Below are 21,666 nucleotides of genomic sequence, written 5' to 3'. Positions count from 1 at the left end.
GCTTTAGCTTTTCAGGAATGTCGTGAGTGCGGCGACAACGCCGCGATTGGCCTCTTCGGTGCCGATGGTCATGCGCAGCGCGTTGGGAAAGCCATAGCCGGAAACGCGCCGCAAGATATAGCCGCGCGCGGTGAGATAGTCGTCCGCCGCCGCTGCGGAGTGTTTCTGGTCGTCGGGAAAATGGATGAGGACGAAATTGCCGACGCTGGGCGTCACCCGCAACCCAAGCCCCGTCATCTGTTCGCTGACCCAGGCCAGCCAGGTCTCGTTATGCGCGACGCTGCGCTCGACATGGGCGCGGTCGCGGATCGCCGCGATGCCGGCCTCGATCGCCGTTGCATTGACGTTGAAGGGGCCACGCACACGATTGATGGCGTCGACGATGTGCATCGGCGCGTACATCCAGCCGATCCGCGCCCCGCCAAGACCGATCTTGGAGAAGGTGCGGGTCATCACGACGTTCTCGGCGCTGCCGACCAGCTCGATGCCGGCTTCATAGTCGTTGCGGCGGACATATTCGGCGTAAGCCGCGTCGAGCACCAGCAGCACATGCCTGGGCAGGCCGGCATGCAGGCGGCGCACCTCCTGGAACGGCACATAGGTGCCGGTCGGATTGTTGGGATTGGCGAGGAACACGATTTTCGTGCGCGGCGTGACGGCGGCCAGGATGGCATCGATGTCGGCGCGCTCATCGGTCTCCTTGACCGCCACCGGGACGGCACCTGCCGACTGGATATAGATCTTGTAGACCATGAAGGCGTGTTCGGTGAAGATCGCCTCGTCGCCGGGCGCCAGATAGGTCTGCGCCAGCAGGCCCAGAATCTCGTCGGAACCGTTGGAACAGATGATGTTCTGTGCGTTGAGGCCATGCACCTCGGCGATCGCTTCGCGCAGCCGCCCGGCGGTGCCGTCGGGATAGATGTCGAGCTTTCCGGCAATCTCCCGCGCGGCTTCGATCGCCTTCGGCGAGGGCCCAAGCGGATTCTCGTTCGACGACAGCTTGTAGACCTTGGCGACGCCGGCCGGCGCCGTGCTCTTGCCCGGCACATAGGCGTCGATGTCCATGATGCCCACGCGCGGGGTTGGACGTGCCTGATCCGGTGTCTGCTTCATTTCGAGATATCCATCGAGAAGGCTCCCGGCAGGAGCCGCAGCGGAAATACAAGCCACGACCGGCAATGTCGAGAGGTGGCGGTGATGCCAGTGGCCGGCATTGACGGCAAGGCGGGCGAGTTCTAGAAGGGCAGCGACAGTTCCGTGGTGATTTGGCCGGTCGGCTTGCAGCCACGTTAAACAATTCGCTAAAGGGCCGTTTGCGTGACGTAACCGGCTTTGCGAAGGCATTGCCGGTTTTTTATTGTCCGCGACCGGGCGGATGAGCGCATCGGCCCGAAAATCGGCAGCGATTTTTCGAAAAGCATGATGCGGAATGGTAGAGAGATGTGATGGCCGCTCTGCGCGCTGGAAAGACCAACAACGAGGCCGACCAACCGTCGAGCCCTGTGTTGCGTTTTGGACCTGACAAGCCGCTCAAGCTCGACGCCGGCACGCTGCTGTCGCCGTTCCAGATCGCCTACCAGACCTATGGCACGCTCAATGACGCGCGTTCCAATGCCATCCTCGTCTGCCACGCGCTGACCGGCGACCAGCACGTCGCCAACACCAATCCGGTGACCGGCAAGCCGGGCTGGTGGGAAGTGCTGATCGGCCCGGGCAAGATCATCGACACCAACCGCTTCTTCGTCATCTGCTCGAACGTCATCGGCGGCTGCCTGGGCTCCACCGGCCCAGCCTCGACCAATCCCGCCACCGGCAAGCCCTATGGGCTCGACCTGCCGATCATCACCATCCGCGACATGGTGCGCGCGCAGCAGATGCTGATCGACCATTTCGGCATCGAAAAGCTGTTTTGCGTGCTCGGCGGCTCGATGGGCGGCATGCAGGTGCTGCAATGGGCGTCGAGCTATCCGGAGCGCGTCTTCTCGGCACTGCCGATCGCCACCGGCGCCCGCCATTCCTCGCAGAACATCGCCTTCCATGAGGTTGGCCGGCAAGCCGTGATGGCCGATCCGGATTGGCATGGCGGCAAATATTTCGACTACGGCAAACGCCCGGAAAAGGGGCTGGCGGTGGCGCGCATGGCCGCCCATATCACCTATCTGTCGGAAGCCGCCCTGCACCGAAAATTCGGCCGCAACCTGCAGGATCGCGAAGCGCTCACCTTCGGCTTCGATGCCGACTTCCAGATCGAGAGCTATCTGCGCCACCAGGGCATGACCTTCGTCGACCGCTTCGACGCCAATTCCTATCTCTACATGACTCGGTCGATGGACTATTTCGACCTCGCTGCCGACCATGGCGGTCGATTGGCCGATGCTTTCGCCGGCACGAAAACCCGCTTCTGCCTGGTGTCCTTCACCTCGGACTGGCTGTTTCCGACGGAGGAGAGCCGCTCGATCGTGCACGCGCTCAACGCCGCCGGCGCATCGGTGTCCTTCGTCGAGATCGAGACCGACCGTGGCCACGACGCCTTCCTGCTCGACGAGCCGGAGTTGTTTGCCGCCATCAACGGCTTCATCGGTTCTGCGGCACGGGCGAGAGGGCTCGCATCATGAGCGTCAACCGCGACCAGCGTGTCGACCTCGAGGTTGTCGCCAACCTCATCCCGCCGCAGTCTCGTGTGCTCGACGTCGGTTCGGGCGACGGCTCGCTGCTCGAACTGCTGCAGGACACCAAGCAGGTCGACGGCCGTGGACTCGAGCTGTCGCAGCGCGGCGTAAACGAATGCGTGGCGCGCGGCCTCTCGGTCATCCAGGGCGATGCGGACAAGGATCTCGAGTTCTATCCCGACAAGGGCTTTGACTTCGTCGTGCTGTCGCAGACGCTGCAGGCCACCCGCAACCCGAAGCTGGTGCTCGACGAACTGCTCAGGATCGGCAATCGGGCGATCGTGTCCTTCCCCAATTTCGGCCACTGGCGGGTGCGCCTGTCTCTGTTCCTCAACGGCCGCATGCCGGTGACCAAGGACCTGCCCTATTCCTGGTATGACACGCCCAACATCCACTTCTGCACCATCCGCGACTTCGTCAACCTGTGCGACGAGCTTGGCGCGACGGTGGAAAAGGCAACCGCGCTCGACGCCAACGGCCAGAAGATCGGCCTGTCGATGCCGTGGTGGTTCTGGAATTTCTTCGGCCAGCAGGCGGTGTTTTTGCTGAGACGGTAGCTTTGTTCGCCATGAACCTATTTCGCAAACGCCCTTTGCCAGTTGAAATTCCGCCAGACATCCTGGCTGGGATAAAAGTCGGAATTTTGATCTGCACGTCACCGCGTAGCGGCAGCAACCACCTCGCTGGGTTGATGGCAGCCGTAGGACTTGGCAACCCCCTGGAATGGTTCGGCGGCCGCCGGGTTCTCGAATTGCCGAACTATCCTCGCGATCCCCGTGCCCAGGTCCTGCGTGCCTTGACGGACGGGCGATCTACATCCGGAGTTTACGCAGTCAAACTGTTTGCCAGCCAGTTTTCCCAGGTGGCCAAGACCGTGGATCTCCCTGCCAGCCTTCCAAGATTGCGCTATGTCCGTCTGACTCGCCGCGATCTGCTTGGTCAGGCGATTTCGTGGACGCGCGCTCGTCAAACCGGTCGGTTCCGCTCAACCGAGACCAGTCGGCAGGCACCACGCTACGACGGTGCGGCGATCGCGGAGTCGCTTGAAAAAATCGCGCTGGAAAATCTGGCCTGGGATGTCTGGCTGGCGAAGAACGGATTGCCCTTCCTGTCATTGATATACGAGGAAATCTTGGAGGCTCCACGGGCGAATCTCGAGAAAATCGCATATCTGGCTGATACCAAGATCACCTCTGAGCCTACCTCTGTCCCCAACTCTGGTCTCGAAATTCAACGAGACACCGTCAATGCGGAATGGAGGGAGCTTTTCTTGTCGCAGTACTCCGACACCTCGACATTTCTGGCCAGCAATCGTCGTATTCGAGTTTTTCGATAGTAATCCGCGCTCAGGTTCCGATTTGATCGTAAAGGCAATCCGCCAGAGTACACCGGATCGCGGAGCGCCATGCGAAAACGATGTCACTTGATCGGCAGGGGTTGCCTTTACATTGGGTTGCGGGAACTATAGCCACCCAGGCACTGATAACTGGTCGGTGCAGAGATGGCTGAAGAACGCACAACATATTCACTCGTCGTGGAAATGGAGAACGCCAGGTCCATAGATTGGGCCGAGGTCGGCGTTGGACTGAAGGCCTTGGCGCGTGAAATTGCCGTCGTTTCTTCGAACGGCTTGGCAAGACCCAAGGTTGTCATTGCCCACGGCGGCAGTGACACGGATGCAAAATCTCTTCTTGACGACATCACGGCGGAAGCGCCGCAACTGGAACAGGTTGCAGACCTGATCTTTGCCGCTTGCCCAGGCGGCAGATATTATGACCTCAAGAATAATGGAGTCCTGAGGGCAGATGGAGATGTGGTTGTCTTAACAGATTCCGATACGGTTCCGGAGCCGGGGTGGCTCTCGGCTCTCATTGGACCGTTTGAGGACCCGGAGATTGTCTGCGTAAACGGCTACACATATCTTTTGTACGACGATTTCTTTTCAAGGACGTTTGCGCTGATTTGGTTTTTCCCGATGGCGCGGGGAGACAAGCGATTTGCTTCGAAACGGGCGATCAACGCCAACAATATAGCCTTTCGACGTCTCTGGATTACAAACAACCCTTTTCCGAAGCACAATGGCTTCAAGGTTTCCTGCACTTTGCTTATGCGTAAACTGCAACGCGAGGGCCATGAAATTCAAAACGTCAACGCGCGTGTCTACCATTACGCGCCGCGCGGCTGGAAATTCTTTTACTGGCGTGCGCTGGTAACCGGCCGCGATGCCGATCGGAAATTTGTCGAGCTTAGTTCACCCAGCCGCATGCAACGGGTGGTCAAGTCATTCTCCCGTTGGTTCACCATGTCCTGGCGTACAACGCGGCGTATTGTGAGCCATGCCCGCGAGACAGGGATGCCCCTTTGGCAAATTCCCTTCTCCCTTGTCGTCGGTCAGGCATTTTATGGCCTGGCGTTTTGGGGTCAGTTCAGTTTCGCAGCCGGGATCGTCCGGGACGAAATCGAACTCGTGCCGGACTATGTCGGACACAGCTAGATGCTTTGCGGCGGTCCTTCGAATTGCGCCCGCAAATGTCGAATTGGTCCAGGAGCCACCGACTGCTCCAGAACATCCGTGGCCCTGTGCGGATGTCCAACGCCGGTAACGAAGATCACGTCGGATTCCGAATTCTCGGTTCGCAGCCCCAGGATCGCCTGGTAGGCGGGCGATTTGTACCATGCGCTCACATGTTGTCTGTCCGGGAATTCGATGACGATCAGATGTCCCGGCCAACTGTTTTCCACGACCTCGAACTCGCCGCCATGGACGACGAAGCGACCGCCGAAGGGTTCCAGCGTGGCATCGATCTTCTCGAGATATTCGACGACCCACGGTCCTGGCGTAACGTGGCGCATATGGGCAACGGCGTAGGCGGTCATGACTGTACTCCCTCTGCATCGAGGCCGATCAGCCCGGCCTCGCAAGGGCAATGTGCCGAAACACCGACCCCAAGGCGATTACGCCCGAGGTAATGGAATTGCATGCGGTCTGGCAGGAGGTGGACCGACCTCTTCTTTGGTGATTCGCCCCCGTTTTCCTGCAAGGCTGTTGCAATTGGAACGCTAGGGGCAGGAATTCGTCATTTCATGCGGGGTTGGGCACCGGCGCGGTGAGTGACACGGGCGGCTGTTTTATATAGCGTTGCGTCGGATACGATTCAGGTGTGGCGGAGGGGGAAGTCCGATCCATTCGACCGTTGTGAAAATCGAAAAGCCCTGGATCAACGCGCATCCTTGCGCGGGAAACAGCTGACGCGACATGGTCGGGATCACCGAACCCCTCATCACAGTCATAACGCCAACGCACAACCGGCGCGAAACAGTGCTGCGCGCGGTGGAAAGCGTGCTTTCCCAGAGCATGCCGAGACTTGAGCATATTGTCGTCGACGATGGCTCGACCGATGGAACCGAGGCCGCGCTCGCCCGCATTCGCGACCCGCGGCTGATCTATGTCGGCGCGAAATGGCGAGGCGCCAACGCCGCCAGGAATGCCGGTATCGAGCGGGCGCGGGCGCCTGTGGTGACATTCCTCGATTCCGACGATGTCTACCTGCCGCACCGGCTCGAACGAACCCTGGCCTGGTTTGATGACAATCCGGTGCTTCAGGTCCTGATCAGCTCGTTTGTCTCCCTGAAGGGCAATCGCGCCACCAACTGCGTCAACCGCGATGTGTTACTGAGCCCGACGATGCTGGAACGGGCGCTGGTCGCGCAGACGATCTTCATTGCCGGTTCAGCGATAACGGCCCGCCGCGAGGCCTTGCTGGGCATTGGTGGCTACGACAGCGACATCACCCGGATGCAGGATCGGGAATTGCTGCTGCGTCTTGCCCGGCGCTTCGGCGCGCAATTGTCCGAGGATATGGACTGGACGAAATACAATTCGGAGAATTCGATTTCGGGCCGCCGGGACGGCTATGTCGAAGCCTATGCGAACCTGATGGGCAAACACCCGCATATTGCCCGCTCCTACCCGCACATTCCGCCCTACATGATCTCGCGGCAGATCATTGCCGATATCCTCAGAGGCCGGATACCGGAGGCATTTGCGGGTTATATGGCCAACCGCTCGTCGACAGCGCTCGGCTACTCGCTGCCGGAACTGATGCACGGCTATGTCCGTGGCCGGCGCTGGCGACGTGATCTTAAAAGGCTTAGTGCCCGTCCGGCCTGACATATGTCCCCGAAAGCATGCCCTCGGGCTTGATCCGGGGTGGGCAGCGGTTTTGGGACAGCGACATGCCCAAGCAGGTGCGGCGCAAGCTCATCGGTCGAGTTCCGGGAAAAACGGATCGGAATAGAACCGTCTGTCCCGTTCGCCTTGCAGACAGTCGATGGCAGCCGCGGCATCGACGGGAACGACCCTGCCCCTATCCTGAACACCGCTGACCTCGAGGATCAATTTGCGCCGGATGGCCGTGGAAAACTCGGCGGCCGCGTGGATCGGCAGCACGAAGGAACCGGGTCCTCCGGTCACGCACTGGGCATAATATTGATCGAGATGGCTGAAGGTGGGCGACGGGCTGATCAGGATCGGCAGGCCGTTGACGACGATGCCTTTGGCGATGGCGGCATCGCGTGTCGTGGTCACCGGCGGCCCGATATTGTTCGGGCCATCGCCGGAAATATCGATGACGCTGCGTTCGCCCCGGAAGGCAGTCCGATCGAAAAGCTCTGCGCCGAAGGCAAGCGCCCCGGAAATCGAGGTGCCGCGAAAGCTGCGGAACGGGCGAGCCGCGACCTTGTCGGCAAAGCTGTTGGCGCTTTCGGCGCTGTCGATGATTTGCCAGCCGATGACCCCGTCATCGCGCACCGTGCCCGCCCATTCGAAATAGGCGAGCGCGATACGGCCCGTGTTGCCGGCGCGGATCGCCTTGATGAAATCGGGATGCCGCAGCGCCTCGACATAGCCGGCGCGCTGCAGGGCGAATTCCCTTTCGTCCATCGACAGCGAGATATCGACAGCCAGCACCAGCTCGACGTCCACGGCCAGCGCATCGGGCGGCGAGGCAACAGGAGCTGCCTGGGCGCAGGCAAGACAGGCAAGCAGGCGGAGAGCATCAAGCATGGCCAGCGCCGAGGTTGTTTCTGCTGGGAAGCTTCCCTCGCGATCACGGCGAAATAAAGCTCTGCGCCGTGGCCCGGACGCGGCCTACCTCTTGCGGCGCGCGGCGACCGGCGGCGGTTCGATCGCGCCGGCCCTGATACGGGCAGGTTTCAGGGCCGGTGCAGCGGTATCCTTCATGATGGTCAATGCGCGTGGAAAGAACCGGATGTTATGCTGGCCGCGTCCGATGTTGAGGATCGCGGCTCCGGGCAAGCGCTTCTCCAGCATCGACAGCACCCGCCGCAGCGAGGGTCCGTCGAACGCGTCCATGGCTTCGTCGATGATCACCCATTTTGGCTGTCGCAAGGCGAGCACGGCGAAGGCCAGCGAGCGCTGTTCGTCATCGCCCAGTTCGTGTTCCCAGCGCGCGGAACGATCGAGCGAGGACGCCAGGCGCTCGAGCCCGACCTCGGCAAGCACCTCCGAAATCTGGGCATCACTCGCCGGCGCGGGTCCGTTCGAGTGATCGAGGATCTCGCGCAGCGTGCCGGCCGGGAAATATGGGACGCGCGGCACGAATATGAGGGTTTCGCCCGCCGGCAGGCCGATCCGTCCGCGTCCCCATGGCCACAGTCCGGCGATGGCGCGGAAGAACAGCGTCTTGCCGGCGCCCGGGTCGCCGGTGATCATGACGCGCTCGCCGGAGCGGATTTCGACATGCTGGTCGGCGAGCCCGGTGCACCCCTCCGGCGACGCCACTTGGAGTTTCTCGAAGGTCAGGCTGCCGCCAGGGTTCTCAACGAACTCGATACGTTTTTCCGTGTCGTGCAGCACATCGGTTTCACCCAGCGCGATGCGGAAATCGGCAACGCGCATCAGTGTGGCGCGCCAATCGGCGATGCTGCCGATGTTGTTGATGAACCAGCGCAAGGAAGAATGGACCTGATTGAAGGCGCCGACCGCCACCATCAGCCCGCCAAAACTGATGTCACCTGCAAAATAGACCGGCGAGGCGACCAGGATCGGTGCCACGACGGTGATCCAACCATAGGTATCGGTGACCCAGGACAGGTTGATCTGGGCGGTGTAGATGCGCCGCATGGCGCCGAGCACCGTGCCGAGGTCGAGTTCGAGCCGCCGCCTGGCGTCGGCCTCGCCATGGTACAGCGCGATGGCATCGACATTCTCGTTGACGCGCACCATCGAGGAGCGCAGTTCCGCTTCCCGCGTGTAGCGGTCGCTGTTGAGGCGGATCAGCGTCCGGCCGACCAGCCAGCTCAGCCACGAGGCGGTCCCGGCATAGAGGATGGCGGCCCAGACCATGTAGCCGGGGATCGCCAGGGAGGTCCCGCCAATGTGGAACACGAAGCCCGAAGACAGTTCCCACAACACGCCGACGAAGGACACCAGCAGGATGAAGGACTGCAGCAGTCCGACGCCGAGGTCCGTCGACAAGTCGGACAGATGCGCGGCGTCCTGCTGCATGCGCTGGTCGGGGTTGACGCCGATGGCGCCGGCATTGGCCAGCCGGAAGGCGCGCGCCGGCCGCGTCCACTGGTCGATCAGGTCGAGCGTCAGCGCCTCACGTAGCTTCAGCCTGATCATCTGGTTGAGCCAGGTCTGGCCGATATTGAGCACCAGAAGTCCCCCGGCTATGGCCGCGAAGACGAGAAGCTGGTGCAGGAAGGCGGCCATGTCGCGGCGTGCAAGCGCATCGTAGAACGGCTGGTTCCAGCGGTTGAGCAGAACCTGGCCGATCGACGTTGCGATGATCACGGCCACGATGCCAACCGAGGTCCAGATCAACCACTTGCGAACCGGCGATCCCATCAGCGCCTGCTTGATCGTCACCACCTGATCACGCAGGCTGCTGGCTTCGACCGCCGCAACCGGCCGGGCGAAAACGTCGAAGTCCGGTTGATCAGCCATGGCCAAGGTCCTTGCGTTCAGAAGCGGTGCTGAAACCGGATGGAGAGACTTGACGGCATTGGTCTTTCAACGGGCCGCGCATGACAGATAGGTCGAGAAAAGCCGCGCGCCGCAAGTTTTCACCATGATCACGAAGGTGTCACCTGACGAACCGACGACATTGTTCCGTCGGCCTCGGCCCGGCGGCCGAGCCGCGTGGCGCCGTGCGGCGACAGCACCGGCACGAAAACGCGGCGAGACGTCCGCTGAGCGACCGGCACGCCCTGATAGAGCCGTTTCTGCGCCTCGACGACGATGACGCCGGAAAAGATCGGCCACAACCGCCGGCCGGCGCGTTCCAGCACATTGTGAAAGCGCATCATGAAGCGCCGCCGCGATGGCGGGAAGAACAGGGCATCGGACCAGGCCGCGGGCGTGAAATTCGCCTCGCGCAGCAATTCGGTGAGCTGTCCGCGCGAAAAAGGCCGGCCATTGCCGAACGGCGTGTGCTCGAAGCGCGCCCAGACGCCGCGCCGGTTGGGCACGACGATGACGACGCGCCCCGCCGGCGACAACACACGCCAGATCTCGTTCAGCGTTTCGCGCGGGTTTTCGACATGCTCGAGTGAGTGGACAAGCAGCATGCGATCGATGCTGGAATCGACCAGCGGCAGTTCCTCGTCGAAGACCAGTGCCGTCGCGGTCGGCCCCGTCGCCGGCCAGACCACGGCGCCCTGCGTCGCCGACATGAAGGCAAAGACCCGCTCGGCGTCAGTGCCGAAGCGTTCCAGCCAGGGCAAGGTGTAGCCGAGGCCAACCAGCCGCTCATTGGGCACGACAGCCCATATCGATGACAGCGCCATGGTGATCGAGCGCTCGGCGAAGCGGCCGAGCGTTGTCGAATAGAAGGAGCGGAGATCGACGATGTCGGAATGCATGCGAGGGATGTAGCCGTGATATCGTCGGGTTTCAATAAAAGGCCTTGATGAGCCCGACATTCCGGGATGTCATTCGGCATGCCGGGATGACATTCGTCGCCTCGGTGGGATGACATTCGTCACCCTGAAGACGTTCGTCACCCTGGGATGACATCCGCGTGCCGGGGCCCTATGTGTGCGGCGACAACGGAGAGACGAGAATGCCGGTCGAAATCGAACAATTCATGTGCCGCAGCGATAATTTCGGCGTGCTGGTGCATGACCCGAAAAGCGGCCAGACCGCGATCATCGACGCGCCCGAGGAGGCGCCGATTCTGGCCGCGATCAAGCGCACCGGCTGGACGCCGACGATGATCCTGACCACGCATCACCATGTCGATCACGTCGAGGCCAATCTGGCGTTGAAAGAACGCTTCAAGCTGCGCGTCGTCGGACCGGAAGCGGAAAAGGCCAAGATTCCCGGCATCGACGAAACCGTCGAAGAGGGCTCCGTCATCCATCTCGGCGACGAGAGGATCGAGGTGATCGCCACGCCCGGCCACACCGCCGGCCATGTCTCCTATTACTTGCCGGGATCGAATGTGGCGTTCACCGCCGACACGCTGTTTGCGCTGGGTTGCGGGCGTCTGTTCGAATGCAAGCCGCCGGTGATGCATGAATCGTTGAAGAAGCTTGCAGCGCTTCCCGCCGCGACGGCGATCTATTGCGGTCATGAGTATACGCTCGCCAACGCCCGTTTCGCGGTGACCGTCGACCCGACCAATTCGGCGCTGAAGGAGCGGGTTGCCAGGATCGAGGCGCTGCGCGCCGACAACAAGCCGACCCTGCCGACGACGATCGGCGAGGAGCTGTCGACCAATCCCTTCCTGCGCTGGCATGACCCTGCGATCCGCAAGCATCTGGGCATGGAAAAGGCGAGCGATGCCGAGGTGTTCGCCGAGATCCGCAAGCGCAAGGACAATTTCTGAGACCGGTGGTATCGTCGAAACCATGACGAGCTCCGCGGAAATCATCGCCATCCTCGGTTTGAAGCCACATCCGGAAGGTGGCTGGTACGCGGAGACCTTTCGCGATCACGCCGGCGGCGCGCGCGGCCATTCGACGGCGATCTACTTCCTGTTGGAACAAGACCAGTTGTCAGCCTGGCACCGGGTAAAGGATGCCGCCGAAGTCTGGCATTTCCACGCCGGCGCCCCGCTGGCACTGTCGATGTGGGAGGAAGGCAGCGCCATGATCGAGCAGGTGCTTGGCGTCGGGCTGGCAGCGGGCGAGCGGCCGCAGATCGTCGTGCCGGCGGGCTGGTGGCAATCGGCGCGCAGCCTCGGCGAGTGGACGCTGGTCGGCTGCACCGTCGCGCCGGGCTTTGATTTTGCCGCCTTCGAACTGGCCGAGCCAGGCTGGAGTCCTACCTCAGCAGAAAACCCAGGGTGATCCCCAACTGAGCGGCGTAGTATAGCGCCCAGACCGCAAAGCGCATCCAGACGCGATGCGGCGAGATGGCGGCCACCAGGAATTTCTCGGTGGCGAGCAGCCCATCGGATGCCATGAACAGCACGGCGCCGCCGATCAGCCACACATTGCTTGTCGTCAGGGCGGACATGCCCATCGCCAGGATCGCCGCGACGTAGACGGCGATCGGAACACGCAGTCCAGGACCGACGCGACGCCAGAGCGCCACCAGCATGACGATCGCAAACACGGACATCGCCAGCGCGATCGCCCCGCGCCACGATTCGGCGCCAAGCAATCCCAACCCGCCGCCGCTGCGCAGGAACAGCGCGACATAAACGATGTGCGCGACGAGAAAACTGGCCAGCCCGCCGAGAAAGGCCTTTTCGCCGTCGCGCGACAGGAAGGCGTCGCCAACGGCGCTGAGCGTAAGAGCGGCGACCAGCAGAAGCGGGCCGCCCTGCAACGCCGCCAGCACGGCAAGCATCGCCACCGCGAGCGTCTTTGCCGCCGAGCGGGCAAGCGTCGGCGCCATGCCAAGCGTGAAGGCGTAGATCACCGCCGCCACCAGCGAGAAGATCAGCGTCGCATTGGCGTTGGCGTCGATGCCGCCTGCAAATGGCAGCGTCATGCCCCGGCTCCGCTTGCGGATGCTGCCGGCTTGCGCGGGAACAGCGATTTTGCCGCAAGGGCCGCCCCGCCGGTGATGAGCACGCAGGCGGCCAGGATGCGCAGCGACGGCTCGGCGACGCCGGCCGCGATCAGCACCAGCGTCGACAGTAGCGGCGCCGCATAGCTTGCCGCCCCGAGCACCTGGATGTTGCCGCGCTTGACGCCGATGTCCCAGGCATAGAAAGCCGCCCCCACGGGCATCAGGCCAAGCCCGAGCACGGCCAGCCACTGGCCGACACCGTCAGGCAGCACGGTTTGTTCCAGCACCAGGTGGCAGACGAGCGACAGCACCGCGGTGGCCGCGCAGAACCAGGTGACGATGCTCGTCGGCACCGATGGGAAGCGCCGCGACAAAAGCGAATAGGACGACCACAGCAATGCGCAGACGGCGGCCATTGCATAGCCGAAGGCATAGCGGGCGTCGAATGCGAGACCGCCGCCCTTGGTGACGATCAGCACGGTGCCGGCAAGGCCGAGAAGCGCGCCGACGACATGGTTCCAGGCCAGCCGTTCGCCCGGCATCAGTGCCGAACCAAGCACGATCAGCAGCGGCCACAGATAGGCAATCAGGCTCGCCTCCACCGCCGGCGCATTGCGCAGCGCGGTGAAGTAGAAGAAGTGGTAGCCGAACAGGCCGGCAATGCCGATCAGCCAGACTTGCGGCGGTATCTTCTGGCTCTTGTCGGAGGCCGGCATGAACAGCCGCGCGACCAGCCCGACCCCGGTGCCAATCGAGAAGGTGATCGCCGACAGCAGGAACGGCGGCACCCTGCCGGACGCGTCCGTAAGCAGCGCCAGCAGCGCCCACATGGCGACCGCCGAAAAGCCGATCAATGTTGCGCGCCCCATTCTGTCTCCAGTGGCACGCCCCATCCTGTCTCCAGTGATGCGCCTTGCCTATTGTACCGCTTCGAAACGCCCGGCGCTGATCGTCAAGGTGCCGATCTGCGTACCGACCGTAGCGTGGATCGGCGCATATACTCCGGTTTGGCCGAGCGGCGCAAACGTCACCATCATGCGGCTGCGGTTCTTCAGATAGTTCAGCGCCTTGCGGCCCTTGCGATAGCCCGCCACCGGCTCGAAGCCCATCCGGCAGGTGACGGTGTCGCCCTTGTAACCCGGTACCGAGATCGCCCCCTTCGAATCGAAGGTCAGCGTCAGATCGGCGCGCATCTCGCCATCATAGAACTTCACCGTGCGGCCGCACACCTGGTCGAGGCTGTCGGCATGGATGACGGTAGCCGCCATCGGATCGAGCACCGACGCCAGGTCGCTGGCGCCGAGCGGCACCCAGCTCTTGGGATCGCGCTTGCCCGGCGCCGGGATGACCTGCGTCGAGGCGACCGAGCCATTGGCAAAGCGGATATCGACCACCGACGCCTTCTTGCCGGAGGTGTAGTCGGCGCGGAACGCCTGCGGCACCATCTTCTTGCCCGAAATCGTGCCTTTGGACGAGACCGTGCCACGCGTATCGTCGAACAGCTTGGCCAGACCGGCAGCGCTGACGCTGCCTTCGATCGCGTAGGCGCCGTTCTCATAGCGGCTTGAGAACGTCGATCTCGCGATCGAGAGACCAAGGAACGACACCGTGTACTCGCCCTTGAAGGACTGGGGTGAGGCGGCGAAGACTGGCGAAGGCAGCGCGACAGCGATCGCGATGGCGAGGGCGTGTGACGAACGAAGCATGGCGGGATCGATCCTCGATTTTTCGACCGGAGGCGGGCAACTCCGGTCTGGCATGTCCCTATGAGACCGCTTATAGGGTGAAATCCGGCCTTAATATGAAATGCCGGGCGCTTCCGTGGCCAAGCCGGAGCTTGACGCACCGGCGAAATGCAACTATGGAACGCCAACTTTTTCCATAAGGCCGCCTGACCAGAACCGCGCGCCACCCGGCGTGGGCACAAAGGTTTGGCAAGCCCCGAGAACTGAAGGTTAGAACAATGTCCCGCACCTGCGAACTCACTGCCAAGGCAGTCATGTCCGGCAACAATGTGAGCCACGCCAACAACAAGACCAAGCGTCGCTTCCTGCCGAACCTCGTCAATGTGACGCTGATTTCGGAAGCGCTGAACCAGAATGTGCGCCTGCGCATTTCGGCCAACGCGCTGCGTTCGGTCGAACATCGCGGCGGTCTCGATGCTTTCCTGGCCAAGGCCGACGTCAAGGAATTGTCGCAGCGCGCGCGCCTGCTGAAGAAGCAGATCGCCAAGAAGCTGGCTGATCAGCCCGCTGCCTGATATCGTTTAAGGCGGGGGACGACTGCCCTGGCCAACCTCTTGTTGGCCTTGAGCATCGGATCGAGCCCAAGGGTTTCGGCAATCCGGTGCTCAAATACGAAGCGAGCATCGCCCGAATGGGCATGATGCTCCGCTGGTTCCATTACCCAGGATAAAAAAATGAATTCCTTCTCGCGATACCTGCCATTCGTGGCCGCCATGGCGCTTGTCGTCGTGGCGTCGAACATTCTCGTGCAGTTCCCGATGCAGGGACAGATCGGCGGCCTTTCGCTGGCCGACCTGTTGACCTGGGGCGCCTTCACCTATCCCTTCTCCTTCCTGGTCACCGACCTCGCCAACCGCCGCTATGGGCCTGCCGTGGCGCGCCGGATCGTGTTTGTCGGCTTCATGACGGCGGTGGTCTGCTCGATCCTTGTCCCACCCTTCCTGTTCCGCCACGGCCTGATCGAATTCGAAACCGCCGCCGACCGGCTGGTGCGCATCGCGGCGGCGTCCGGCGCGGCATTCCTCAGCGCGCAATTGCTCGACGTGACCGTGTTCAACCGGCTGCGCCGGCAGAGCTGGTGGCGGGCACCGATCGTCGGCACGCTGGTCGGTTCGGTGTTCGACACCGCCGTGTTCTTCACCGTCGCGTTCTCGGCCGCTTTCGCCTTCGCTGGCCCGAACGACAGTTTCGCGCTCGAAACCGCACCGCTGATGGGAGTCTTCCATGTCGAGGCCATGCGTTGGGTTTCGTGGGCGCTTGGCGACCTCAGTGTGAAGCTGATCATTGCCGTGGTGGCGCTTATCCCCTACCGGCTGCTCGCCACCCGTTGGAGCCAGCCGGCGTTGGCCGCATAGTCATGATTCCGAAAAGTGGAATCAGGCAGTGATCCCCTGGGTCCAGCTGGATTCTGCGAAGACGCCCGACGGCGCGCAGGAACTTCGCCTCAAGCGGCGCGGTTCCGAATTCTCGATCATGCTGGGCTCCAACGAGCTGATGAACAGCCGCCTCAGCGGCTCCGAGGAAGCGCTGGCAAAACTCTCCTGCCAGAAAATTGCCAGCCATCGGCAACCGAGAATCCTCATCGGCGGGCTTGGCATGGGGTTCACGCTGCGCGCCGCACTCGCCGAGTTGGGCGACGATGCCCAAATTGTTGTCGCCGAGCTGGTGCCAGCCGTCGTCGCCTGGGCACGCGGCCCGATGGCCGAGGTGTTTGGCGGTTGCCTCGACGATCCGCGCGTCACCATCCAGGAGACCGACGTCGGGCAGCTGATACGGTCGCAGGCATCAGGCTATGACGCCATCCTGCTCGATGTCGACAACGGCCCGGAAGGCATTGTCCACAAATCCAACGATGCGCTTTACAGCCTGCAGGGCCTGGCAGCCGCACGCACCGCCCTCAAGCCGGGCGGCGTGCTGGCCGTGTGGTCTCAAGGGTCGGACAGTGGCTTCACCCGGCGGCTGAAGCAGGCGGGCTTCACGGTCGAGGAGGTCAACACGCGCGCCAACGGCAAGCGCGGCGCGCGTCATGTCATCTGGATAGCCACCAACGGCTCACGACCCTGACCGGAAGCCGGGCGCGAACCGGCCGCAAGCGGTGTTTATGTTTACTTCGACTTCTGAAGTTCCCCGGCGAGGGCTTCCAACAGCCCGCGCGTCCCCTCTTCCCGCCCCTTCGCCGAATCGACACCATCGAAAAAGGCACCCTGTTCGGTGTAGGTCAGCCGCGTGCCATTGCCCGAAGGCGTCAGCTCGACGGTGGTGAGCGATGCCGACATCGGCTGCGGCCCAACTGCCATCCGGTAGGAAAACACGATGCGCCGGTCGGGAACGATGTCCTGGAACTGCGCGTCGATTCTGATCTCCGGGCCGCCAGCATAGCTGAAGCGCGACACCTCGCCACCACCGACACGGAAATCGAAGCTGAATTCGGCGATGGCAAAGCCATCGCCTTCGACCCGCCAGCGCCGCACCGTCGCCTTGTCGGCGAAGGCATGGAAGACGCGTTCGGGAGATTGCGGATAGGTCCGCTCGATGGTGAATGTGGAGTGGATGACGGAAGGCTCGTCTTTCACGGGGGCGATCTGGTTCATGTCTGTTCGTCCTTTTCCTGATCGTGAACTTTCGGGGGCGATTGATCTGCCTCGGCCAGAATCTGGCCGAGCCGGTCGAGGTGCCGCTCCGCCGGTATGCGGCGTTCCGTGATCCAGTCGGCGAGCGGAGCGAGCCCGCCCGGCTCGATCCGGCAGGTGCGCACCCGCCCGATCTTTTCGCTGCGGATCAGCCCGCAGGCCTCCAGCGTCTGCAAATGCTGCAGCACTGCGGCGAACGTCATGCCGAACGGCTCCGCCAGCTGGCTGACGGTGGCCGGTCCGCGACTCAACCTTTCCAGGATCTGCCGGCGTGTCGGCTCGACAAGAGCGCGAAGGATGCTGTCGATCTCGGAATAGTTAAGCATGGACTTGAGTATTGCGTCGGTAGCGGTCATTGTCAAGTCAAGACTAAAGTGTTTTGGCTCGCGTAGCCGAGTGATGAACGGTCGACCCCCACTCCGTCGAGCTGCGCTCGACACCTCTCCCCCGATCGACGGGGTAGAGGAAGGGCGCGAGCGTATGCCGGGAGGCACCGTTCCTCTCCCTCCGGATGGGGGCGAAGTGGCGCCGCGATGCGGCGACGGAGTGGGGGGAAGGCGCTCGACCAAATCGAACCCGCAGTTGAAAGCCCTCAACTTCAGCTTCGCGGGTTGGAGCGCCGCTCAATCCTTGTGGAGGATGAATTCCAGATAGAGGTTGCGCTGCAGGATCGAGTGGTTGTCGTCGGAGATCAGCGACACCATCAGCGCGCCGTCGTCGCGGGTCCAGACGTCGAGCCCCTCCATATTGTCGATCTGGTAGCCCATGTCAGCTTCCAGCAGCACCGGCCCGTCGGCGACCGCGCCCTTCTCGATGCTCTCGCCATGGATGCGCCGCAGCCGCATCTTGACGCCTGAGGCCATTGAAAAGCTGCGCTCCAGGAGCAGCAGGTCGCCGTCCGGCAGGAAGGCGCCGTCGGTGATGTCGAAATCGCCGTTGCGCTTGACGGTGAAGACGCCCTTGTGCGGCCCTTCGATGATGGCGGCATAGATGTTGCCGGCCTTGTCCAAGCTCTTCTCCGACACCACCACCAGCCCGCCCTGATGCTGGCCGTTGGCACTGGCATGGGTGACGGTCTCGAAGCCGCGATTCTGGCGCAGTTCCCGGGCCGGAACCAGGAAGTCCAGCTGTTTGAACGGCGCTTTCATATCGTTGGGGTCGATCTTGAACTGGGCGACGCGGTGGTTGCGCTCGAAGCCGACCGTGGCGATGCCGTCCTTGACCGCAAGACCTTCGGCGTCGACTTCCCACTTCTTGTCGATCGGCTGGCCTGATCCGTCGACCATCTGCTGCATATGAAAATTCCGTACGCCGGATGGCCGCCGGTCGGCGTCGCGGACCACCGTGCCGAAGAACCAGAAGCCGGTGTCGGCCACCCCGACGAAATCGCCGCCGGCTTTCAGAAAGCGGAAGGCCGACAGCGCCCCGAAGTCGCGCGACGGCGAGGTCATCTCCAGCCCGCCGACGAATTCGAGCGTTCCGAACTGCTTGCCGGCACGGCCAATCCGGAATTCGGTGATCGGGCGAGCCGAGATCTCGATTGGTTCGACCGAGGCCGGCCCGGCCGAACCGGCTGGCGCCGAAGTTGCGCCGGCAAGCAGGGCGATGGCGGCGAAAAACGTCTGCCGAAAGCCGCCCCGCGAAAAGATCATCCGGCGCGCCGCATGCCGCCGCGACGCGTGTCGCGCGCGCTTTCCTCGGCGAACAGCGAAGCCAGTTGCTCGGTCATGGCGCCGGCCAGTTCCTCGGCATCGACGATGGTGACGGCGCGTCTGTAATAGCGGGTGACGTCATGACCGATGCCGATGGCCAGCAGTTCGACCGGCGACCGCGTCTCGATCAACTCGATGACGGCGCGCAGATGGCGCTCGAGATAGTTGCCCGGATTGACCGACAGCGTCGAATCGTCGACCGGCGCGCCGTCCGAGATCATCATCAGGATCTTGCGCTGTTCCGGCCGGGCGATCAGGCGATTGTGCGCCCACAGCAGCGCCTCGCCGTCGATGTTTTCCTTGAGCAGGCCCTCGCGCATCATCAGGCCGAGATTGCGCCGTGCCCGCCGCCACGGATGGTCGGCCGACTTGTAGATGATGTGGCGCAGGTCGTTGAGCCGGCCCGGGTTCGGCGGCTTGCCGTCCTTCAGCCATTTCTCGCGCGCCTGCCCGCCCTTCCAGGCCCGGGTGGTGAAGCCGAGGATCTCGACCGAGACGCCGCAGCGCTCCAGCGTACGCGCCAGGATGTCGGCGCAGGTGGCCGCGACCGTGATCGGCCGGCCGCGCATCGAGCCGGAATTGTCGAGCACCAGCGTCACCACGGTGTCGCGGAATTTGGTGTCGCGCTCCTGCTTGAAGGACAGCGGCTGCATCGGGTCGATGACGACGCGCACCAGGCGTGCCGGGTCGAGATAGCCTTCTTCCAAGTCGAAGTCCCAGGACCGGTTCTGCTGCGCCATCAGGCGGCGCTGCAGGCGGTTGGCCAGCCGTCCGACGACGCCCGACAGATTGGCAAGTTGCTTGTCGAGAAAGGCGCGCAGCCGGTCGAGTTCTTCCTCTTCGCACAGCTCCTCGGCGCCGACCGTCTCGTCGAAGGCGGTGGTGAAGACCTTGTAGTCGATTTCCTTTGGCAGATTGGCGAAGGGATTGTCGTTGCGGCGCGCCTCGCCGGGCGTCTCGGCATCCGCATCGTCATCGTCGGACAGATCGTCGGCGGTGGCGTCGGACGCCTCCGTCTCGGCCGACTGCTCGTCATCGGCCGAGGCCTCGGCATCCTCGGACTGCGACTGTTCGGAGCCGGAATCCTCTTCGCCGCCTTCCTCGCTTTGCTCCTCGCCTTGCGGCTGGTTGTCGTCATTATCGTCGGAGTCTTCCGTCTCCTGGTCGTCGCCGAGCTCCTCGGCCATTTCCATGGAAGCGAGCATCTCGCGCACGACGCGGGCGAAAGCCTGCTGGTCGTCGAGCTTGGCTGAAAGCCCGTCGAGGTCGGCCTTGGCCTTTTCCTCGACCCAGGGGCGCCAGAGCTCGACCAGCCGCTCGCCGCTCTTCGGGATCGGGCGGCCGGTCAGCTTCTCGCGCACCATCAGCGCCAATGCTTCCTCGATCGGCGCGTCGGCCTTGTCCTTGACGTCGACGAGGTTGGCCTTGGCGTATTTGTCCTCCAGCATCGAGCCGATATTGTCGGCCACACCTTGCATGGCTCTGCTGCCGATCGCCTCGACACGGGCCTGTTCGACCGCGTCATAGATGGCACGTGCCTGCTTGCCTTCGGGCGCCAGCTTGGTGTGGATGCGCGCATCGTGGCAGGCACGTTTCAACGCCATGGAATCGCCGAGGCCGCGGGTAATGGCGATGTCGGTCTTCGACGCCTTCTTCGGCAGTTCAGGCAAGCGGGCGCGGCTGCCGGCGAGTGCCGGCCTATCCTTGGCGAAAGCGACTTCCAGGTCCTTGTCGCCGGCGATGGCGCGCATACAGACGGTGACGGCGCGCTTGAAGCTGTCGGCTTCAGAACCCGTCTTCGACTTGTTGCGCGTGTTGTCGCCCGGACCCGCCATCGATTATTCCCTGGAGCACGATGTTGCCGGACAAGTCATATGACCTTCCGGCATCGCGCTCTTAGCCCAGCACCACGTTGGCGGCGCTCTCGGGCAGATCCTCGCCGAAGGCGCGCTGGTAGAACTCGGCCACCACCGAGCGCTCCAATTCGTCGCACTTGTTGAGGAAGGTCAGCCGGAACGCCATGCCGATATTGCCGAAGATCTCGGCATTCTCGGCCCAGGTGATGACCGTACGCGGGCTCATCACGGTCGACAAATCGCCATTGATGAAGGCCGAGCGCGTCATGTCGGCGACGCGCACCATCTTGTTGACGATGTCCTTACCCTTGCCGTCGCGATAGTGCTTGGCCTTGGCCAGCACGATGGCGACTTCATTGTCGTGCGGCAGATAGTTCAGCGTGGTGACGATCGACCAGCGATCCATCTGCGCCTGGTTGATCTGCTGGGTACCATGATAGAGGCCGGTGGTGTCGCCCAGCCCGACCGTGTTGGCGGTCGAGAACAGCCGGAACGCCGGATGCGGGCGGATAACGCGGCTCTGGTCGAGCAGCGTCAGCCGGCCCGACGATTCCAGCACGCGCTGGATGACGAACATTACGTCCGGGCGACCAGCGTCATACTCGTCGAAGCACAGCGCGACATTGTGCTGATAGGCCCAGGGCAGGATGCCGTCGCGGAATTCGGTGATCTGCAAGCCGTCCTTGACGACGATCGCGTCCTTGCCGACGAGATCGATACGGCTGACATGGCTGTCGAGGTTGACGCGCACGCAAGGCCAGTTGAGGCGGGCGGCGACCTGTTCGATATGGGTCGACTTGCCGGTGCCGTGATAGCCCGACACCATGACGCGGCGGTTGTAGGCAAAGCCCGCCAGGATCGCCATGGTCGTGTTCTTGTCGAACAGATAGTCCGGATCGATGTCGGGCACATGTTCGCTGGTCGCCGAATAGGCCGGCACCACCATCTTGGACTCGAAACCGAATTTCTCCTTCACCGACACCGTGGTGTCGGGCAGGTTGGCGATGTCGCGATCGACCTTGTTCATATCTCTCAACGTCTCCACGGGCGAAACGCCTGATTT

The 21,666-nt window shown here is 62.9% G+C and carries 23 protein-coding genes and 1 riboswitch; of the genes, 10 read left to right on the top strand and 13 right to left on the bottom strand.

From position 1 onward, the window contains the following. Positions 1-3 precede the first annotated feature (3 nt). Positions 4-1,113: a histidinol-phosphate transaminase gene (gene hisC, locus AC56QQ_RS06540; RefSeq protein WP_497125979.1), complete on the bottom strand. Its 1,110-nt coding sequence runs from the start codon at positions 1,111-1,113 to the stop codon at positions 4-6. A 134-nt stretch (positions 1,114-1,247) separates the two neighbouring features. Beyond that, a riboswitch (SAM riboswitch) is annotated at positions 1,248-1,325 on the top strand. Positions 1,326-1,445: 120 nt separating this feature from the next. Here hisC and metX point away from each other — a divergent pair. From metX to AC56QQ_RS06520, 4 genes are all read left to right on the top strand, one after another. Next, positions 1,446-2,615, top strand: a complete 1,170-nt coding sequence (metX, locus tag AC56QQ_RS06535) for a homoserine O-acetyltransferase MetX (RefSeq protein ID WP_489858024.1) — start codon at positions 1,446-1,448, stop codon at positions 2,613-2,615. Continuing rightward, positions 2,612-3,226: a methionine biosynthesis protein MetW gene (metW, locus tag AC56QQ_RS06530; RefSeq protein WP_256751788.1), complete on the top strand. Its 615-nt coding sequence runs from the start codon at positions 2,612-2,614 to the stop codon at positions 3,224-3,226. The genes metX and metW overlap by 4 nt, the downstream gene beginning before the upstream one ends. Further along, entirely contained in the window at positions 3,175-4,005 is an 831-nt protein-coding gene (locus AC56QQ_RS06525) for a Stf0 family sulfotransferase (RefSeq protein ID WP_497125978.1), read from the top strand. The genes metW and AC56QQ_RS06525 overlap by 52 nt, the downstream gene beginning before the upstream one ends. A gap of 165 nt (positions 4,006-4,170) precedes the next feature. After that, positions 4,171-5,163 (top strand): glycosyltransferase family 2 protein, encoded by a 993-nt coding sequence (locus tag AC56QQ_RS06520; RefSeq protein ID WP_497125977.1) that lies wholly within the window; start codon positions 4,171-4,173, stop codon positions 5,161-5,163. Here the strand turns inward: AC56QQ_RS06520 and AC56QQ_RS06515 are convergent. Continuing rightward, positions 5,160-5,546 carry a DUF1330 domain-containing protein gene (locus AC56QQ_RS06515; RefSeq protein WP_497125976.1) on the bottom strand — a complete coding sequence of 129 codons (387 nt, stop codon included), beginning with the start codon at positions 5,544-5,546 and terminating at the stop codon, positions 5,160-5,162. The genes AC56QQ_RS06520 and AC56QQ_RS06515 overlap by 4 nt on opposite strands. Positions 5,547-5,925: 379 nt before the next feature. Here AC56QQ_RS06515 and AC56QQ_RS06510 point away from each other — a divergent pair, with 379 nt between their 5' ends. Continuing rightward, complete coding sequence (locus tag AC56QQ_RS06510; protein WP_497125975.1) at positions 5,926-6,840, top strand: glycosyltransferase family 2 protein; 915 nt, start codon at positions 5,926-5,928, stop codon at positions 6,838-6,840. Positions 6,841-6,930: 90 nt separating this feature from the next. Here AC56QQ_RS06510 and AC56QQ_RS06505 read toward each other — a convergent pair whose 3' ends face one another. The 3 genes from AC56QQ_RS06505 to AC56QQ_RS06495 all read right to left on the bottom strand — a co-directional run bounded on the left by AC56QQ_RS06505 (position 6,931) and on the right by AC56QQ_RS06495 (position 10,559). After that, the gene (locus tag AC56QQ_RS06505) at positions 6,931-7,734 is read right to left on the bottom strand and encodes a DUF1194 domain-containing protein (RefSeq protein ID WP_489858029.1); all 804 of its coding nucleotides are present in this window, start codon (positions 7,732-7,734) and stop codon (positions 6,931-6,933) included. A gap of 84 nt (positions 7,735-7,818) precedes the next feature. Further along, positions 7,819-9,642 carry an ABC transporter ATP-binding protein/permease gene (locus tag AC56QQ_RS06500; protein ID WP_497125974.1) on the bottom strand — a complete coding sequence of 608 codons (1,824 nt, stop codon included), beginning with the start codon at positions 9,640-9,642 and terminating at the stop codon, positions 7,819-7,821. A gap of 128 nt (positions 9,643-9,770) precedes the next feature. Continuing rightward, positions 9,771-10,559, bottom strand: coding sequence for a class I SAM-dependent methyltransferase (locus AC56QQ_RS06495; RefSeq protein WP_497125973.1), 789 nt, complete (start codon positions 10,557-10,559; stop codon positions 9,771-9,773). Between the two features lie 200 nt (positions 10,560-10,759). On the opposite strand from AC56QQ_RS06495, the gene gloB reads away from it, so the two are divergent. Both gloB and AC56QQ_RS06485 read left to right on the top strand, forming a co-directional pair. Next, positions 10,760-11,527 carry a hydroxyacylglutathione hydrolase gene (gloB, locus tag AC56QQ_RS06490; RefSeq protein WP_497125972.1) on the top strand — a complete coding sequence of 256 codons (768 nt, stop codon included), beginning with the start codon at positions 10,760-10,762 and terminating at the stop codon, positions 11,525-11,527. Positions 11,528-11,549: 22 nt separating this feature from the next. Further along, on the top strand, positions 11,550-11,990 hold the full coding sequence (locus AC56QQ_RS06485; protein WP_497125971.1) for a cupin domain-containing protein: 441 nt from the start codon (positions 11,550-11,552) through the stop codon (positions 11,988-11,990). Here AC56QQ_RS06485 and AC56QQ_RS06480 read toward each other — a convergent pair. The 3 genes from AC56QQ_RS06480 to AC56QQ_RS06470 are packed head-to-tail and all read right to left on the bottom strand — an operon-like array spanning position 11,965 to position 14,366. Continuing rightward, complete coding sequence (locus AC56QQ_RS06480; RefSeq protein ID WP_497125970.1) at positions 11,965-12,639, bottom strand: lysoplasmalogenase family protein; 675 nt, start codon at positions 12,637-12,639, stop codon at positions 11,965-11,967. The genes AC56QQ_RS06485 and AC56QQ_RS06480 overlap by 26 nt on opposite strands. Then, positions 12,636-13,529, bottom strand: coding sequence for an aromatic amino acid exporter YddG (gene yddG / locus AC56QQ_RS06475; RefSeq protein WP_497125969.1), 894 nt, complete (start codon positions 13,527-13,529; stop codon positions 12,636-12,638). Before yddG ends, AC56QQ_RS06480 begins: the two co-directional genes overlap by 4 nt. Before the next feature lie 48 nt (positions 13,530-13,577). Further along, positions 13,578-14,366, bottom strand: a complete 789-nt coding sequence (locus AC56QQ_RS06470) for a DUF3108 domain-containing protein (protein WP_489858035.1) — start codon at positions 14,364-14,366, stop codon at positions 13,578-13,580. Between the two features lie 257 nt (positions 14,367-14,623). Between AC56QQ_RS06470 and rpmB the strand changes: the two genes are divergently transcribed. From rpmB to AC56QQ_RS06455, 3 genes are all read left to right on the top strand, one after another. Further along, entirely contained in the window at positions 14,624-14,920 is a 297-nt protein-coding gene (gene rpmB, locus AC56QQ_RS06465; protein WP_091585249.1) for a 50S ribosomal protein L28, read from the top strand. A 159-nt stretch (positions 14,921-15,079) separates the two neighbouring features. Further along, positions 15,080-15,760, top strand: coding sequence for a queuosine precursor transporter (locus AC56QQ_RS06460; RefSeq protein WP_497125968.1), 681 nt, complete (start codon positions 15,080-15,082; stop codon positions 15,758-15,760). A gap of 28 nt (positions 15,761-15,788) precedes the next feature. Continuing rightward, a complete protein-coding gene (locus tag AC56QQ_RS06455) occupies positions 15,789-16,469 on the top strand; it encodes a spermidine synthase (RefSeq protein ID WP_497125967.1) in 681 nt (226 codons plus the stop codon). Positions 16,470-16,510: 41 nt separating this feature from the next. On the opposite strand, the gene AC56QQ_RS06450 is transcribed toward AC56QQ_RS06455, so the two are convergent. The 5 genes from AC56QQ_RS06450 to cobS all read right to left on the bottom strand — a co-directional run bounded on the left by AC56QQ_RS06450 (position 16,511) and on the right by cobS (position 21,630). Next, complete coding sequence (locus AC56QQ_RS06450) at positions 16,511-16,996, bottom strand: SRPBCC family protein (protein WP_497125966.1); 486 nt, start codon at positions 16,994-16,996, stop codon at positions 16,511-16,513. Beyond that, a complete protein-coding gene (locus tag AC56QQ_RS06445; protein ID WP_497128893.1) occupies positions 16,993-17,361 on the bottom strand; it encodes an ArsR/SmtB family transcription factor in 369 nt (122 codons plus the stop codon). The genes AC56QQ_RS06450 and AC56QQ_RS06445 overlap by 4 nt, the downstream gene beginning before the upstream one ends. Positions 17,362-17,658: 297 nt before the next feature. After that, entirely contained in the window at positions 17,659-18,687 is a 1,029-nt protein-coding gene (locus AC56QQ_RS06440; RefSeq protein WP_497125965.1) for an esterase-like activity of phytase family protein, read from the bottom strand. Then, complete coding sequence (cobT, locus tag AC56QQ_RS06435) at positions 18,684-20,582, bottom strand: cobaltochelatase subunit CobT (protein ID WP_489858041.1); 1,899 nt, start codon at positions 20,580-20,582, stop codon at positions 18,684-18,686. Before cobT ends, AC56QQ_RS06440 begins: the two co-directional genes overlap by 4 nt. Before the next feature lie 61 nt (positions 20,583-20,643). Further along, on the bottom strand, positions 20,644-21,630 hold the full coding sequence (gene cobS / locus AC56QQ_RS06430; protein ID WP_091584803.1) for a cobaltochelatase subunit CobS: 987 nt from the start codon (positions 21,628-21,630) through the stop codon (positions 20,644-20,646). Between the last annotated feature and the right edge of the window lie 36 nt (positions 21,631-21,666).

This window comes from Mesorhizobium sp. RCAM 05099 (genome assembly GCF_059683685.1).
This window is presented reverse-complemented; position numbering and strand designations above follow the sequence as displayed.

What these genes read in the sequence shown, in the direction of transcription:
- AC56QQ_RS06450 (WP_497125966.1), bottom strand. Translation starts at nt 16,996, where the DNA reads ATGAACCAGATCGCCCCCGTGAAAGACGAGCCTTCCGTCATCCACTCC.
- AC56QQ_RS06440 (WP_497125965.1), bottom strand. Translation starts at nt 18,687, where the DNA reads ATGATCTTTTCGCGGGGCGGCTTTCGGCAGACGTTTTTCGCCGCCATC.
- metW (WP_256751788.1), top strand. Translation starts at nt 2,612, where the DNA reads ATGAGCGTCAACCGCGACCAGCGTGTCGACCTCGAGGTTGTCGCCAAC.
- AC56QQ_RS06505 (WP_489858029.1), bottom strand. Translation starts at nt 7,734, where the DNA reads ATGCTTGATGCTCTCCGCCTGCTTGCCTGTCTTGCCTGCGCCCAGGCA.
- AC56QQ_RS06480 (WP_497125970.1), bottom strand. Translation starts at nt 12,639, where the DNA reads ATGACGCTGCCATTTGCAGGCGGCATCGACGCCAACGCCAATGCGACG.
- AC56QQ_RS06515 (WP_497125976.1), bottom strand. Translation starts at nt 5,546, where the DNA reads ATGACCGCCTACGCCGTTGCCCATATGCGCCACGTTACGCCAGGACCG.
- AC56QQ_RS06485 (WP_497125971.1), top strand. Translation starts at nt 11,550, where the DNA reads ATGACGAGCTCCGCGGAAATCATCGCCATCCTCGGTTTGAAGCCACAT.
- AC56QQ_RS06510 (WP_497125975.1), top strand. Translation starts at nt 5,926, where the DNA reads ATGGTCGGGATCACCGAACCCCTCATCACAGTCATAACGCCAACGCAC.
- metX (WP_489858024.1), top strand. Translation starts at nt 1,446, where the DNA reads ATGGCCGCTCTGCGCGCTGGAAAGACCAACAACGAGGCCGACCAACCG.
- rpmB (WP_091585249.1), top strand. Translation starts at nt 14,624, where the DNA reads ATGTCCCGCACCTGCGAACTCACTGCCAAGGCAGTCATGTCCGGCAAC.
- AC56QQ_RS06495 (WP_497125973.1), bottom strand. Translation starts at nt 10,559, where the DNA reads ATGCATTCCGACATCGTCGATCTCCGCTCCTTCTATTCGACAACGCTC.
- AC56QQ_RS06470 (WP_489858035.1), bottom strand. Translation starts at nt 14,366, where the DNA reads ATGCTTCGTTCGTCACACGCCCTCGCCATCGCGATCGCTGTCGCGCTG.
- AC56QQ_RS06500 (WP_497125974.1), bottom strand. Translation starts at nt 9,642, where the DNA reads ATGGCTGATCAACCGGACTTCGACGTTTTCGCCCGGCCGGTTGCGGCG.
- yddG (WP_497125969.1), bottom strand. Translation starts at nt 13,529, where the DNA reads ATGGGGCGCGCAACATTGATCGGCTTTTCGGCGGTCGCCATGTGGGCG.
- AC56QQ_RS06445 (WP_497128893.1), bottom strand. Translation starts at nt 17,361, where the DNA reads ATGCTTAACTATTCCGAGATCGACAGCATCCTTCGCGCTCTTGTCGAG.
- cobT (WP_489858041.1), bottom strand. Translation starts at nt 20,582, where the DNA reads ATGGCGGGTCCGGGCGACAACACGCGCAACAAGTCGAAGACGGGTTCT.
- hisC (WP_497125979.1), bottom strand. Translation starts at nt 1,113, where the DNA reads ATGAAGCAGACACCGGATCAGGCACGTCCAACCCCGCGCGTGGGCATC.
- AC56QQ_RS06520 (WP_497125977.1), top strand. Translation starts at nt 4,171, where the DNA reads ATGGCTGAAGAACGCACAACATATTCACTCGTCGTGGAAATGGAGAAC.
- gloB (WP_497125972.1), top strand. Translation starts at nt 10,760, where the DNA reads ATGCCGGTCGAAATCGAACAATTCATGTGCCGCAGCGATAATTTCGGC.
- AC56QQ_RS06460 (WP_497125968.1), top strand. Translation starts at nt 15,080, where the DNA reads ATGAATTCCTTCTCGCGATACCTGCCATTCGTGGCCGCCATGGCGCTT.
- cobS (WP_091584803.1), bottom strand. Translation starts at nt 21,630, where the DNA reads ATGAACAAGGTCGATCGCGACATCGCCAACCTGCCCGACACCACGGTG.